General features: G+C 49.9%; 9 protein-coding genes. 4 read left to right on the top strand and 5 right to left on the bottom strand.

Annotation, left to right across the window (positions count from 1 at the left end):
• Window positions 1-286: 286 nt before the first annotated feature.
• Genes IKQ95_03715 through lpxK form a run of 3 tightly spaced genes read left to right on the top strand, consistent with a single transcriptional unit; the run spans window position 287 to window position 5,293 of the window.
• Window positions 287-1,390, top strand: a complete 1,104-nt coding sequence (locus IKQ95_03715; GenBank protein ID MBR4195802.1) for a hypothetical protein — start codon at window positions 287-289, stop codon at window positions 1,388-1,390.
• On the top strand, window positions 1,390-3,099 hold the full coding sequence (locus IKQ95_03710; protein ID MBR4195801.1) for an ABC transporter ATP-binding protein: 1,710 nt from the start codon (window positions 1,390-1,392) through the stop codon (window positions 3,097-3,099). The genes IKQ95_03715 and IKQ95_03710 overlap by 1 nt, the downstream gene beginning before the upstream one ends.
• Window positions 3,074-5,293, top strand: coding sequence for a tetraacyldisaccharide 4'-kinase (lpxK, locus tag IKQ95_03705; protein ID MBR4195800.1), 2,220 nt, complete (start codon window positions 3,074-3,076; stop codon window positions 5,291-5,293). Before IKQ95_03710 ends, lpxK begins: the two co-directional genes overlap by 26 nt.
• Here lpxK and maf read toward each other — a convergent pair.
• From maf to IKQ95_03680, 5 genes are read right to left on the bottom strand one after another with little or no spacing between them, the layout of a single operon-like run.
• Window positions 5,231-5,809, bottom strand: a complete 579-nt coding sequence (gene maf / locus IKQ95_03700; protein ID MBR4195799.1) for a septum formation inhibitor Maf — start codon at window positions 5,807-5,809, stop codon at window positions 5,231-5,233. The genes lpxK and maf overlap by 63 nt on opposite strands.
• A complete protein-coding gene (locus IKQ95_03695; protein ID MBR4195798.1) occupies window positions 5,806-6,588 on the bottom strand; it encodes an undecaprenyl-diphosphate phosphatase in 783 nt (260 codons plus the stop codon). The genes maf and IKQ95_03695 overlap by 4 nt, the downstream gene beginning before the upstream one ends.
• 4 nt (window positions 6,589-6,592) lie before the next feature.
• Window positions 6,593-8,332 (bottom strand): ribonuclease J, encoded by a 1,740-nt coding sequence (locus IKQ95_03690; protein ID MBR4195797.1) that lies wholly within the window; start codon window positions 8,330-8,332, stop codon window positions 6,593-6,595.
• Window positions 8,333-8,392: 60 nt separating this feature from the next.
• A complete protein-coding gene (gene pbpC, locus IKQ95_03685) occupies window positions 8,393-10,552 on the bottom strand; it encodes a penicillin-binding protein 1C (protein MBR4195796.1) in 2,160 nt (719 codons plus the stop codon).
• On the bottom strand, window positions 10,549-12,171 hold the full coding sequence (locus tag IKQ95_03680; protein ID MBR4195795.1) for a Na/Pi cotransporter family protein: 1,623 nt from the start codon (window positions 12,169-12,171) through the stop codon (window positions 10,549-10,551). The genes pbpC and IKQ95_03680 overlap by 4 nt, the downstream gene beginning before the upstream one ends.
• A 134-nt stretch (window positions 12,172-12,305) precedes the next feature.
• Between IKQ95_03680 and IKQ95_03675 the strand changes: the two genes are divergently transcribed.
• The coding region (locus IKQ95_03675) for a hypothetical protein (protein ID MBR4195794.1) at window positions 12,306-15,540 on the top strand (3,235 nt) is incomplete at its 3' end.

Below are 15,540 nucleotides of genomic sequence, written 5' to 3'. Positions count from 1 at the left end.
TTTAGCCTCGACAAAGAGCATTTTCAGTCGAACTCTTTGGGCTTCCTTAAGATGAGAGAAGTCTATTTTGACACGAAATACACGACAAATCTGAGACTTACGTTTTTGTTTTGTCTCTTTACTTCGTTCTCGTATTCTTATATTTTTCGCCAATCTCTCTTCATTTGTCATGGAGATATTATATCGTGGTAGCCTTCTTGCACAAAAAGGTAAATATTCAGTGTGAAGTTTTTGTGTCATGAGTTATTATAGTCTAATCAAACAACATTCAGGACGGTGAAAACTTTTGCGCGTAACAATTCTCACAAACGGCCCCGGCGAGCTATGGGACTGGGCGCGACCTCTGTCATCAGAACTGCGGCGGCGCGGACACACTATATCACTATGGCTACTTCCGTGTCCATTTTCGTCCGGTCTAGAGCGTGAAGCGGCCTCCCTATTGGGTGTGGACAAACTAGAAGGCCCGTTTTCCTTTGCCGGAACATGGCGCGATATTTCCCGCGAGAACACCGACACTATAATTCAGCTCGGAGGGGATATATCATTCGGCGCACACATGGCCAAGTCATCCCATGCGCCTTTGACGGTCTACAGTTACCGCCACCGCAAAATCATTCCCGGCGCGAGGCACGTAACCGCCTACCCTCAGCAGGTGAATTTCCCTGAAGTTACAGCCGTCGGCGACCTCGTGAAGGACGCTGTGAGCATGGACTTCACGCCATCCGGCGCAGGTACATGGGACTGGCAGAAGGATGCCTCACAGCCCCGAATACTATTCCTGCCCGGAAGCCGTCCGCGTATACGTTCGGCGGTAATATCATGGCTCTGTGAGTTGCGCGACACTCTGACCCGCCTAATACCCGGAATGCGTTTCCGTTCATTGTTCCCGCAATTTATGCCTGAAAGCGAGATGTCGATATGGCGCAAAGAGGGACTGAACCCCGTAAAAGCCGGAGCGGGTATCGCCATGAGGAATGCTGATTACGCTGTAACACAGCCCGGCACCAACAATTTCGAGATGATGCACACTGGGTTGCCCGGTTTAGTCGTTGTGCCTGAGAAGTTCCTGCGATACATTCCCGTCTCAGGTGCGGCAGGTTTTCTCACAGGTCTTCCATTTCTCGGAAACATAATCCGCCGTCAAGCCTTAATGCATACTGTCAGGAAGTGGAACGGCTATATATCTCTCCCGAACAGGACATTTCAGCGTAACATACTCACGGAATTATTCGGCGACATTTCCCCGTCAGTAATTGCTGAGACAGTGAGGGCGGAACTTTCTGACGCGGACAAACTATCATCCGTCAAGCGCGAGCTACTGTTGATGTCCGGCGAAAGAGGAGCGGCCTCGCGTATAGCGGACATTGCGGCAGGAACGGAGGAGACATAATGCCGTCAGCCTCAATAAAATTCCTATATCATTACGCCAAACCGTACAGGCTGAAGATATTTCTTGCAGTAATATTCATGCTGTTATCGTCTGGGCTAAATGTTATTCCGCCGTATCTGTTTAAGTATGTTGTTGACGATGTATTAATCTCGCGGAATATATTTATGCTGAATGTGATATGTGTATGTGTCTGCGTGATATTCGGTGCGAAGGCTGTAACGATGTATCTTCAGCGTTACTACATGAACCAAGCGGGGCAAGGTGCGGTGATGGACATTCGCAACGAGCTATACGGGCATATGTTACGGATGAAGCTGGGAGCTATTTACGCCTCAAGAACGGGAGATTTGATGAGCCGAATTACGGGCGACGCGTCAACCCTGCAAAATATAGTAACGTCAACATTTATTGATATGATGTTTAACCTGATTACATTTGTGGGAATGTTTATATTTATCATCTATATCAATTGGCGATTAACGTCTCTGATTGTGATAGTCCTGCCGTTTGTGGGAATGCTGCTGTCATACGCGGGGAAAAAGTTGCGTTCGGCGGGTCATAATGTGCAGGAGCATTTAGCGGACATCACAGCGACGGCGCAGGAGGCATTTTCGGCTGTTCGGGTAGTGCGTTCATTTGCGAACGAGGAAGCGGAGCTAGAGCGTTTCCGTCAGGCTGGGCGTGGGAATTACGACGCACTCCTAAAGGCCGTCAGCATACAGGGGATATTAGCGGGAGTGATAGAAGTATTCCTGATAGCGGCATTGGCTGTAGTGTTTCGGGTTGGAGGAATGAGCGTAATCGGCGGAGAGCTTACGCCCGGTGAGCTAGTATCATTCACGGGATATATAGCATTCATGGTGCAGCCAGTCCGAAGCGTCATGAATCAGATGAGCTACATACAGACGGGGATAGCTTCCGCCGAAAGGATACAGGCGATATTATCTGCACCGACGGAGGATGACAAAAACAGGCAGACCGACACACTTATTACGGGAAATGTAACATTCCGCAATGTTTCATTCAGCTACGGCACGCAAGAAATATTGCATGGAATAAGCCTTAATGTTTCCGCAGGGGGAAAAATAGCGATAGTCGGCCCGACAGGAAGCGGGAAATCTACAATTGCCGACCTAATACCGCGTTTCTACGAGCCATCATCAGGTGAGATACTCATTGACGGCCATAACATTAACGATTTCGGCCTGAAGGACTTACGGCGACAAATCGGGATAGTTCCGCAGGAGTGTATATTAATGCGAGGAAGTATAGCGTTCAACATAGCATACGGCCTAGATGACATTGACATGGACAAGGTGAGACATGCGGCGGAGATTGCTGACATAAGCGCATTCATAGAGACGTTGCCGGAGGGGTACAATACGCTTGTGGGTGAAAGGGGTGTAACGCTATCAGGTGGACAGCGACAGCGTATAGCGATAGCCCGTGCGGTGATACGAAATCCGCGAATACTGATACTAGACGAGGCGACAAGCTCACTTGATACAGCGTCAGAATACGCCGTGCAGAAAGCACTAAATCAGGCGATGAAGGGGCGTACCTCAATCATCATAGCTCACAGGTTAAGCACGATAAAGAACGCGGATATGATATACGTATTGAGGGATGGAAGATTTATAGAGGCTGGGACGCACGCACAGTTATTATCATCGGGGGGATTGTATGCCGAGCTTTACGGGAATGTATAGATACTACATAGATTACGCGGAGGGGAAACGTTACAGCCTTCCGCTTGACGCTATACTCACGCCATGTTCGTGGATTACTGGTATCATCATGGCCGGGACGGACTTTCTTCATTCGCACGGTCTAACCCGCTCTGATGTTCCGCCTGTCCCGGTGATAAGCGTGGGAAATCTGACATACGGCGGAACGAACAAGACACCTTTCACGCTAATGCTAGCACAGTACGCGCTATCCTGCGGGATAAAGCCTGGAATAGTAACACGGGGCTACATGGGAAAAGCGCAGGACGTAACGATAATACTAGGGGGAAAAGGTGAGCTTGACATTACGGGCGACGAGGCTATAATGATTTCGCGTAAACTTCCGAGAGTGCCTGTAGCAGTCTCAAAAAGAAGGATTGACGGCGTGATTTCCCTGTGTGAATTAGGAATCGAGATTGTAATCGCCGATGACGCATTTCAGCACAGAGCATTAAGCCGGGACTGTGATATAGTTTTGGTAGATGCTCTATGTCCATTTGGGAACGGGAAACTCACACCAGCGGGGATTATGCGTGAGAAAGTATCAGCTCTCCGCCGTGCGAATATTGCAGTCATCACAAAGTCGTCAATGGCTTCACCCTCACAGCTTAACGCGGCGTATTATGCGGTCTCAAAGTATATCAGTCCTGGAAATATATTCATGTCGGATCTTTCTGCTGACGGCTGGGAGTTCACAGAGCCTGCGGAAGGTGCGGAAGTATTTGCGTTTTCTGCGACTGGAAGCCCTGAGACGTTCACGCGTTCGCTTGCAGAGAGGGGCTGTAATGTTTCGGGAAGCATGTCATACCGAGACCATCACCGATACACGCATGACGACATACGGAGCATAAACGCCCAAGCCGTGAAAACTCACGCAGAGTACATAGCCTGCACGGAAAAAGACCTCGCCAACATGGATGGGATTTCACGCACAGAATTTGCGCTCCCTCTGGCTGTCCCGAAAGTGAAAGTAACGATGCACAATCCCGCAGAATTTTTCGCCCGTCTTGCTGAAATAATGCGTCCTGAAATAGTGATAGCCTCAAACGGTTACGGTGAAGACGCGATAGCCTCAGTGATGGCGCGTAAGATGAAGAGTGCATATCCTCATGCGAAAGTGTCAGCGTTCCCCCTAGTCGGCAGCGGAAGCGCATTCAGGAAGGCGGGAATTGATGTAGTGTCAGCAAAGTCCGTAACGCCGTCAGCCGGAATATTGAAGTACTCTCTGCGTGAGCTGTGGAATGATATTCGTGCGGGTTTGCTTGGGCAGGTTCGCGAACAGCTCCGTGATTGGCGTAAAGTCTCAAACTCACTCAAGATACTTCCTCCCGTGTGTGTGGGAGATGTTTACCTTCTTGTGCATACTTTATTCGGGAGCGGTCTGCGTCCTATGTTTGTCGCGACGGCGAAGACGGTATATATTTCGGGACATTGGCGGACGGAGAGAATGATGATACGCAATTTCACGCTGCGAACGTGGACGCGGGACGAGCCTACAGCCGCGCAGATAGGTGAACGGGCTGTATATTCGGGTAATCCCATAATGGATTTGCTTGACGGAAATGTTGCGCGTTCGGGGAAAGTGATACTGTTACTGCCTGGGAGCCGTAAATCAGCGGGCAAGAACGCCGCAATACTTCTCGGAGCGACAGAGATATTACACAGGCACGGGCATAAAGATTTCAGGATGGTGCTAGCTCCGACGCTGGATTACGTGAAATTTTTTGCCTCCTGCGAGATATGCGGATGGAGACATGAAGGCGATACGCTGACGAAGGGCGGAATAGTAATCTCTCTGACCTCTGACGACATAGCGCGAGCTTCAGGCGGAGTGAAAATTCTCTTGGGCATGGGCGGAACGGCTAATCAGTTATGCGCTGGAATGGGTATACCTGTAATCGCACCTGATGACAAGGGCAAGCGTGTTCAGAAAAAACTTCTTGGGAACGCTGAAATCCTCACGGAGAATACAGCGGGAGCGATGGCGTATTGTGCGCTGAGAGTTCTTGATGATACGGAGCTGTATAACTTCATGGCCGGGACTGGCCGCAAACGAATGGGAGCAGATAGTCCCGGCGCGTGTGAAGATGTAGTGCGTTACACCCGTGAAATATTAGGCTGGCCTATTCGGGAGAAGGTTTATATGAGGCTGAAGCATTCGTCCGAGAGTGCATAGAGGCAGACCGACAACGTTATAGAAATCGCCATTTATGCCCTCAATGAACAGTGCGCCAAGCCCCTGCACGGCATAAGCTCCTGCCTTGTCGTAAGGCTCAGGGGTATTGAGATAGGCGGCTATTTCAGCGTCAGACATTGCCCGGAATTTCACCAGCGTATGAACATCAGCGACATTGAGGCATTCACGCCGAATTACAGCAAGCCCGGTGATTACTTCATGTTCACGCCCCGAAAGGAGCCGGAGCATTCTCTCAGCGTCTGCGCGTCCGTGAGGTTTTCCGAGAATTTCGCCGTCAACGACTACTATTGTGTCAGCCGCGATAATGACATCATCCGGGAAGACATCAGCCCCTGCATTAGCCTTCAGCCCTGCGAGCCTCATGCAGTATTCGGACGGCTCTTCACGGGGTATATATTCCTCGTTTACGTCAGGGCGGTAGACTGTGAACTTCAGCCCTAAACTTTCGAGGAGTGATTTACGTCTCGGACTTCCTGAAGCGAGGATTATATTCATGACAGCAGTATTACTCCAATTCCGACAATGAGGCAGTACACGCCGAACCACGCCCAATTACGCGCCTTCACTATTCTCCGCATTAGCACGAGCGACAGAAAGCCCAGCACGAACGCAACAGCCGCCGCAATCATATAGCCATCAGGGAGGAATATATTTCCGTCAGTCTTCACGAACTTCACGCACTCAAGCAATGTAGCACCAAGCACCGCCGGAATTGATATGAGGAAGGAGAAGCGGAAAGCCTCGCTCATTCCCAATCCCATGAAAAGACCCATAGCGATGGACATTCCCGAACGCGACACGCCGGGCAACACAGCAATCCCCTGCGCCAATCCGACAAATATAGCCGTCTTCAGGAGGGATGAATTTTTCCGGGACGATGACAATACGGGGATTAACACGAGAATGATACCCGTGAAGATTTCGCCTGCACCGACGAGAATAATATTCTCCGAAAATTTCTCTGCTGTTGACTTTAGGCCGATACCGATTACCGCCGTGATGAATGACGCAATAATCACCGCCCAGCCGTATGCCCATCCTGAACGCCTCTTTGATGTTATCCATCCGCCGAACCAGTCGCATAATATCTGCCATATGTCGCGCCAGAAATACAGGACAACCGCCAGTAACGTCGCGAAATGAAGCAGTATGTCGAACGTCAGCATATTCTCACTAAATCCCATGAATATCTGAAACAGTGCAAGATGTCCCGAACTGCTTACGGGCAGGAACTCGCATAATCCCTGAACTGCTCCGAGTATGATTGTATGTATCATGCTAGAAAAACTCCTTCTCGAAAATATTGTTATTGTCTCGGTCTTTCACTGAGACTATCGGCATTACTACGGCGAATGACGAATTACGCTTCCTGAGAACATCGCGCACTCTTGTTTTCACGGTGTTCCTTAGTGCGTCAGGATTAACCCGTCTGCGAGTGTCGGCTAATTCCTGCACTGCCTGTTCTGTTACGGCGTAAAGCTCATTGAAGATGTCGCGGCTGCCCTCCGAGATGAATACGCCCTGTGTTTCGATTGCGGGAGGTGCGAGCAATTTCCCGCGTTCGTCAACTGCTACTGCTACGGCTATAACTCCGTCTTCTGAGATTTCGCGGCGTTCTTTGAGGACTTCTGACTTAATGCTTCCTGCGGCGTTCCCGTCAACAATCACCGCGCCTGCCTGAACATGGCCGTGTTTTTTCGGGGGAGCATTGCGGGTGAAGGTGAGAATATCGCCGTTTGTCATGAGGAAGATATTGCGCTGAGGTATTCCGACTTCCTGCGCTAACTGCGAGTGCCTTACCATGTGTTTATATTCCCCGTGAACAGGAATGAAATACTGAGGCCGTGTAAGGTTGAGCATGATTTTCAGCTCCTCGCTTGAGGCATGGCCTGAGACGTGAATATTTCTGTCTTTCTCGTAGACTACTTCACATCCCTGTGCGAATAGGCGGTTGATAGTGTTGTTGACGAGTTTCTCATTTCCCGGAATTACAGAGGCAAGCAGGAACACTACATCATGTTCTCCAAGCTCTATAGACCTATTTTCGCCCCTGCTCATAGTAACGAGACCTGAAAACGGCTCCCCCTGGCTCCCAGTCGTAACAACAACAAGCTGATTGTCCGAGTACTTCCACAGCTCTTCAACCTGAATGATAATCTTGCTGTCGATTTTGAGATAGCCAGTATCCCGTGCAAGCTCTGCATTACGTATCATGCTGCGTCCGAGAAAGGCTATTTTACGGTTGAAGCGTGAAGCGACATCGGCGACCTGCTGTATTCTGTGAACGTTGCTTGCGAATGATGATATTATTATGCGCCGCGTTCGGTACGTTCGGAAGAGGGTATCAAGCGTAGATGATATTATGCGCTCTGAGGGTGTGAAGCCTTTTCGTTCTGCGTTAGTGCTGTCGGAGCAGAGGAGCATTATGCCCTTGTCGCCTTCCTCAGCGAATGCCCCGTAATCTGTAATGCGTCCGTCAACTGGTGTGCTGTCGAGCTTGAAATCTCCCGTGTGAAGTATTCTGCCTAGTGGTGTCTCAATGCTGAGTGCAACACAATCCGGGATAGAGTGAGCGACGGCGATAAATCTTACTGTGAACGAGCCAATTTTGATGACATCGCCTGCTCTTACCTCGTGAAAGTCGGGGCGGAAAGTGGGAAGGTCATCCTGCAATTTGTTGCGGATAAGTCCCAGCGTTAATTGAGTGCCGTAAAGTGGGACATTGAGACGGGGCAGGACGTAGGGAAGTCCGCCAACGTGGTCTTCATGGCCGTGCGTTATGATGATGGCAAGAATTTTCCCTCTGTTATGCTCAAGATACGAAATATCCGGGACAATGTAATCAATTCCGGGAAGCTCGCTGTCTGGGAATTTCAATCCGCTGTCAATGACGATAATCTCATCATTATATTCTAGGACGTACATATTTTTGCCGATTTCGCCAAGCCCGCCGAGAGGGATAAAGGATAGTTTCTCGCGGTCATCATTGTGCCGCCTGTGCGTTTGGTTTCTTGACATGTATTGCCTTCCTTTTTCTGTGAATTTTGGTTCATATGTTGGATTAGGCAATATTATAGCTCAGAATAATTTTTCCCCCTGCTGTCTTTTTCCCGGAGTGTAAACTTTCACATTAACCGCTGAAGTTCTGCCAGTCTCGTCAAGTGCGCTTATGATGTGTTCGCCGTCATCAAGCCCGTGAAATAACGTTGACTTTCCCGCGCTCATCCCGATATAAACCCCGTCGCAGTACCAGTATATTTTTCCGTCAGTGCCTTCTGCTTTGAACGGTATACGGCGCATTGTGTCAAGAGGCGCATTGAAGTATGACGCTCCCGGAATGGGCGATATTATGTTAAACGCATTGGGCTTCACGGCTTCTTCACGCAGAGATTTTGCGGCTGACTTTACCCCGTGAATGTCGCACGGTGTTGTGTGTGATACTCCATCAACAGCCCACTCAATTTTTGCTGACGGGCATAAAGCGGTCGGCGGTTTCCCTGACACTGAGCAAACACGGCGGGGGATTACGTCTGACGGTCTCACGTACCACTCGGAATTAGGCAGCAGGCGGTGTATTCTCACGGCTAACGGTGCGGATATTCTTGCGCCGATTAACCCCGGCCATGACGCTCCTTCAGGGTTTCCCGCCCAAACGCAGACAGTATAGCCCGGCCGCCATGAACATGCCCATGCATCGCGGAGGCCGTAGCTTGTTCCCGTCTTCAGCGCGAGCTTTCTCCCGCCGGAAAATGTTTCGTCATATCTCAGAATGTCAGCCACAATCCAGCAACCCGCCCTAGACGCTAAACGCTCCTCCGTCCGAACATCATCACGCAAGACCTTCAAGCCCCGGTGAACTCCCATTGACGCAAGAAACGTATACGCCTCTAGCTGTTCGAGCAGTGTTACTTCACACCCTCCGAGTATCAGGCTATCGCCGTAAAACTCCGCGCCCTGTGTCAAGTGCCTGTAACCCGACATCCTAAGCAGTGTCAATACTCTGTCTTTCCCCGAACGCCGCAGCACCCTCACCGCCGGAGCATTCAGCGACTCATGAAGCGCAGTCCGCGCCGTAACCGCCCCGCGGTATGTCAGGTCAAAATTTCTCGGCGCACGCCCCGAAAACGCCCCGGATGTATCAGCAAGCAATGTTGACGGCGTTAATATTCCCTGCTCAATCGCTGAGAGGTACGCGAACGGCTTTAACGTTGAACCGGGCGAACGCGCAGACCTTCCGCAGTCTACCCATGATGACGGCTCAGAGCTATACCCGAAACGCGCATTTCCGCACCACGCTATAATCCCGCCCGTTGAATTGTCCGTAATTCCGGCTGCTATTGTTACGTTTGACGGGACATCATTCAGTGCCTGCTTGATTACGGCCTCAAGTTTTGACTGTATTTCAATGTTCAGCGTTGTGTTAATTCGCCCTGTCAGCCCGTGATTTTGCGACAGTAACAGCTCCGCAAAGTGAAACGCCCGTGAAGGCAGCGGGAATTTTCTGCGGGGTAATTCCTCAAGCCCTGCCCGTATTGCCTCGTCATGTGTAAAAACTTTCTTGCGCTCCATGAGGGAAATGATTTCGTTTCGTCTCATCATGGCCGCTTTTGGCTTAGTGTCGGGGCGGAATATCGCGGGGCCTTTCAGCATTCCGATTAGCAGGCAGGCTTCCCCCGGCGAAATCTGCGAGGCTGTTTTCCCGAAATATATACGTGAGGCGGCCTCTACCCCTCTGATATTTCCCCCGAAAGGTGCGAGATTGAGATAGCACTCTAAAATCTGCGGCTTTGTGAGTACTCTCTCAATCTTCACGGCCATGATAAACTCCCGTAATTTCGTCAGGAGATTGCGTTTTCTGTGTTCTCTTTCTGAGACTGACAGGCGGATTAACTGCGCTGTTATCGTTGAAGCTCCTGATACTGTGTCCATCCGCGTAATGTCCTGCCACACCGCCCGGCACAGTGCTATAACGTCAACGCCTATGTGTCGGTAAAATCTTCCGTCCTCAGCATTAACCGCCACAAGGGGAAGCCATTTTCCCATGTCGCTTAGTGGTACGGGGATATGCCATTCAGACGTGGGCGACAGTTTCACGTGGAACAATCTGCCGTCAGCGTCATACAGAGCCGGAGAGCCGTATATTGTCGTAACTTTCTCCGGGCTTACGTCAACGGATGATATATAGTTGTGCGCGCACACACACACAATCAGAAACAGTATCAGGAGAAACCTTTTCATGCCTTCCGATTAAGCGCGAGAATATCGAGGGTATATCCGGCGATATTATTGCTGTGGTCGCCAATTCTTTCGAGGTTTGACAGCAGTGTGATGAAGTTCACGCCTTTTTCGGGGTCGCATTCTCCGCGGTTGAGTCTGTCAATGTGCTTCTTTCGGTATGCTTTCTCTTGGCCGTCAATGCGTTTCTCAATGTCGCTGATTACTTCCCATGCTTCCTCGCTGTCTTCTCTCTGAAGTGATGACAGGGACAAATCAATAGCCTTTGATGTAGTCTCGTACATGTCGCGGAACTCTTCTATAGCGTCGTCGCTCAGATAGTGGTTCATTACGTCGGAGCGTTCTATGAGATTTTCCGCACGGTCTCCGATTCTTTCGAGGTCAAGAGAGGCATTGACGTAGCACCCTAAGACGGTAGACACGTCATCAGATATACCCCTCTGCCAAATTTCTGACGAGTATTCAGAAATAGCGCGGGTGATTTTGTTGACGGAGTCCTCTAGGCTGTCGAATTTCTTTCGGCGTTCCTCCATTTTTCCCTCGTCGAACTCAAAGAACGTTTCACGGAGCAATGCGAACATCCGCTGAATGATATTGCCCATGTGCATAAGCTCATCTTTGACGGCCTCAACTGCTGAAGCTGACGATATGCCGATTAAATTCTTGTCGAGGTACATAACATCTTCGGGCTTATCTTCAGGGCGTAAGGGAATAATTGTTGAAATGAGTTTTGCGAGAAGGGAAATGAACGGGAAGAATAATATTGTGTTCAGAAGGTTGAATATTGTGTGAGCGTTTGCGATCTGCCGTCCTATGTCTGAGCTTGTCGCGGCTACTATGTGCTTGTAGAATGGCAGTATTGCAATGAATATCATTGTCCCGATTAGGTTGAAGAGAACGTGTCCCATAGCGGCTTGTTTCGCTGGTCGAGAGGTGTTAATTGAGGCGATTATTGCCGTAACTGTAGTGCCTATGTTGTCGCCGAGTATGATGGGCAGTGCCGCGTCAAGAGTGATTAACCCCTGCGAGGCCACCGCGATTGTGAGACCGATTGTCGCCGCTGAAGACTGTATCATGGCCGTGAGGACTATTCCCGCTAAGACTCCGCTTAAGGGATTCTGGCTGAGGAAAAGCAGAAAGTCTTTATACTGTGCGACCACGTGGGAGGCTGATTTCATCGTCTGCATTCCGAGGAAGAGAAGACCCATTCCGATAAAGCCGCTTGCAAGGTATCCCATCTGTTTCCTGCTGAACATCATCGACATGAACACGCCGAATGCCACAAGCGGAAGCGCGAGAGTGTCAATGTTGAACGCGATTAACTGAGCTGTAACGGTAGTACCGATATTCGCGCCCATGATGAGTCCGAGAGCTTGCTTGAGCGACAATAGCCCGGTGTTGACGAATGAGACCGTCATAACGGTAGTGCCTGATGATGACTGTATGAGGACTGTTACGACAATGCCGACAAGTATTCCGCGCAGGGGTGTTTTTGTGAGAGTGCCGAGAAGATGACGGAGCTTATTCCCGGCGAGTGATTGAAGTGCTGACGACAGCAATTTGATACCGTAGAGGAAGAGTGCGACTCCTCCTGCGATTGTGAAGAATGTCTTAATGTCCAAGCGTATATCCTCCTTGTGTATTGAGAGAATTTATTGGACAGAGTATAACAGAAAATGAATTGACAGCCGATATTTATCAAAGTATCATTCATTTTATTCACAGAAAAATTTTTGAAAGGAGTTACGTTTTTGTCATGCGTAAATTATTTTTATGCGTGATGTTGGCTGTGATGATTTTCACGGTCGGCATTGCCAGTGCCGCGGAAGTTCCTGTAAACCCCTTCAGCAGTTTCGGACTTTTCACCGACTACGTAACAAGCGGAAGTGTGAAGCTGAATGCATCGGGAACGCCGGACTATTCCGGGGTAAATTCATTTGTGGCTAATAGTGTGAGTCTCGGCGGAATGCTCAAGCCAGACGCGGATAGGTCATCGCTTCCCGTCGGCACTGTAACGGTGTTAAGCGGGGACGGTGCCGGGATGCATTACGAGCTTACGCCCGGCGGAAGTTCGAGCGGGTCATCATTCGTCCGCTACGGGGGATTTTACCCAAGAAGCCGTGTAATGTGGAACCTCTACACATCCCCGGATGTTATCGCGGGAGCTGCGGACATTAAGAGCGTCTCAGGCATTGCCCCTGTCAAAATCGGCAGGAATGATATTGTTCCCTATGTGAAGTATACGCCCCTGAGCGGGAATAATTCCGGGCGGACGAAATTTGATGTGTATTTTGTGAAGTCGGGCGACTGGGCAGCACCTGTAGCTGTTGATTATGATTATGTGTCAGTCAACGGCGAAACGGTTTCGGATTTCAGCAGCCCTTACCCTGTCCGGCACAGCTTCACAGATTACTCCTCCATTTACTACGCAGATACATATACTGTAACATACGGCAAGGGCAACACGGCTTACACATGGAGATTCTCCATTCCCAACAGCATCATAAACTGGGGGAAACTGTCGCTTGATCTTCAGCCCTTCACGTTAAAGGCCGGGGATACTGAGTCCGTAACCGTGAAGATACCTTCAAGATATAAACTCTCTGAAGATGTCCTCATGTCGTCAAATGTTCTGACTGTCGGAAATTCATCGGTGCTTGACGCGGAATTAGTCAGCTTCACTCAGGGAAAAGGCTGGAGCGGTAACACTGAGGACAAATCACGGCTTGAGTTTCTGCTGACGGGAATAGCTCCGGGGCGGACGGTTCTGCAGATAAGTATTCCCAATGTAAATACGTATTACCGTGAAATTCATGTTACTGACGCAAGCGGGGACATGAACATCACCGAGGGAACAACGAGCTTGAAGCCGGTCATCACTCACGCTACAGAGGCGTGCTATGTTGAGGGCAGGCCGTATTACCCTTCAGCGCAGGATAACGTGACAATGATAACAGCCCTTGCAGGTTTCACGGGAGCTGTTCAGCGTATAGGGAGCCGTATTGACGCAAGCGGCGATGTGCAAGAGTACACGTATTACACCGGGCCGGGCGGCTATATCGGTGTGGACGAGGGGGCGCGGAATCATATTCACATGCTGAGGCTTGACAGCAACACGGGAGAAAAATACAGCGTTGTTGACAGCGGAATAAGTTACACCACAAACAGCAGCGACCGCTACTATAATTCCGAATATCCCGGAAATTTTTCATTCAGTCTCAATGATTCCAACGACATAAATATCTGGCTTGAATTCCCCGACAGCCCGGACATGAATGTGTCCTCGGTGAAACTTTCATCGCTTCTTTCACGGGACAATATCAGGACGACAGCCCTCCAGCTTGAGACCTTTGCGCCGTATTTCGAGCTTCACCACGCCTCCAATGACCTTAACACGATAACTTCTCTTGACTGGTCATTTGTCAACCCTTCAACAATGAAGCCCGTAACCCCTTCCGGCGTAACAGACATAACCGTGAACGGGCAGAGCGTTTCAGGCACAAGCGGCACTGTGAATCACAACAACTATTACAGCTCATACATCATTATTCAGTACAGCTACGGCGGGAATGTATACATATGGGTCTTCGCCCCGATGTCTCAGGGAAATGATTCGCGTTTCAGAGTGCCGGAGAATATCGAGACGGGCAAAACAGTCAGCGTTGACACGTCCATGACCGTAAACAGCGGCGAGATATATATCTGGGACAGGGACATACTCAGCGCGGATCCGACTGTATTCACTTCAGCCGACAGAGTTTCATTCAGCGTGAAGAGACTCAAAGACGGACTCACAAGCCTGAGTCTTATTTTCCCGTATTCTGAATCATCAAGCCCGTTTAACAGGTACAGAGCATACAGGACAACGACAACGGCAGGGGAAATTGCGCCCTCCTCACAAAGGGAACTGAGCGCAAAATTCATTGTTCCTTCCTCGCGTATTCCCATAGTTGAAGGCAAGCCCTATTACGGCGAAAGCGGCGTTTCATTTCAGGACAGTGCTGAAATACTCCTTGAATGCAAAGAGCCTATGACGTGGAGCGAATACAGCAATATACGCGACAATCTCACAGGCACCCTTTACGTGTCGTACGATGTCCCGATATACAATGATTCGGGGGATGTCGTCTCACATGACACTGTAGAAGCGTCCGATACTCTGTATCCGTCCGGCAATTCTTATTCCTCCGGCGGGGTGCTGTACGTTACGCTTTCCTACAATAGGGGCTGGCATTTACTCCAACCAGGGCGGACAGTGAGATGGGAATTTCCTTCCGGCCTCATCAAGAACGGCAGAGCAAAAATCCCGGAGTTTGACACAAGGAAAGCGGCTAATCTTCTACCTAACCTCACATTACACCGCGAGGGACTCAACGCCGGGACGCTCGAATGGACATTCACAGACTCAAAGGACAATCCCGTTACAGCACCGTCAAATGTTGTGCTGAATGTCTACAATTCACGCGGCACAATCTCAAGCGACAAGGGGACGGGCAGTATTGCGGTGAATCTTCCCGAAGTGTTCATTAATGAGATAAGCGTGAGCTACGAGCTTGACGGAGTAAATTACAGGTTTAATTTTAGGCCAGTTGACAGACCGGATTATTACGACAGCGCAAGAAGCACATGGAACGCTACGAGTCATGATTTGCCGCTTGCCATGAGGAAAGGCGAGTCCCGCGCAGTAACTCTCAGTGTAAGCGGTGATTACGGCAAAATCACTCCGCTCATCGGGAATCCTGATATAGTCTCAATGTCGGTAATCTCAAGCACAGACAGCACGGTTACAGTGAGGCTTACGGCCAAAGAGTCAGGAATGACGACTCTCGGAATGATGTATAAGAGCAGATACTCATATACAGAATGGATAGGCGAAGAGCATACAACACGCGTGTACTACAGCGGGAACAATGTAGCATGGCCGCGTGAAATCTGGGTGTCCGAACTCGATACATCAACAGGAAAATACAGAGTGCCGCACCTGACAGATG

The organism is Synergistaceae bacterium, assembly GCA_017540085.1.
In the GTDB taxonomy this organism is placed as follows: domain Bacteria; phylum Synergistota; class Synergistia; order Synergistales; family Aminobacteriaceae; genus JAFUXM01.
The sequence above is the reverse complement of the archived record's forward strand: the minus strand, read 5'-3'. Positions and strand labels throughout refer to the sequence as shown.